The sequence below is a fragment of the Rhizobium sp. SVR5-2C genome (assembly GCF_056755115.1).
In genome coordinates this window covers 1-252 of record NZ_JBNDHT010000479.1, presented here as the reverse complement: position 1 = coordinate 252, position 252 = coordinate 1, and the positions used below count along the sequence as shown (strand labels likewise).

Sequence of the window (252 nt, the reverse complement as noted above, 5' to 3'; positions counted from 1 at the left end):
GATGTGTTGCTGGTGCCGGCGTTCTCCCAGGTGTTGCCGCGCGACACCAGTCTGGCCACGCAGTTCACGCGTGGCATCCGCCTGAACCTGCCGCTCGTGTCCGCCGCGATGGACACAGTGACCGAGGCGCGCCTGGCGATCGCCATCGCCCAGGAAGGCGGCATCGGCATCGTCCACAAGAACCTGACCCCGCAGCAGCAGGCCGCGGAAGTGGCCCGGGTCAAGCGTTACGAGGCCGGCGTGCTCCGCGAC

At 69.0% G+C, this 252-nt stretch carries 1 protein-coding gene; it reads left to right on the top strand.

Annotation, left to right across the window (positions count from 1 at the left end; translation table 11 throughout):
• The coding region (locus tag ACPYOI_RS36595; protein ID WP_481424247.1) for an IMP dehydrogenase at positions 1-252 on the top strand (252 nt) is incomplete at both ends.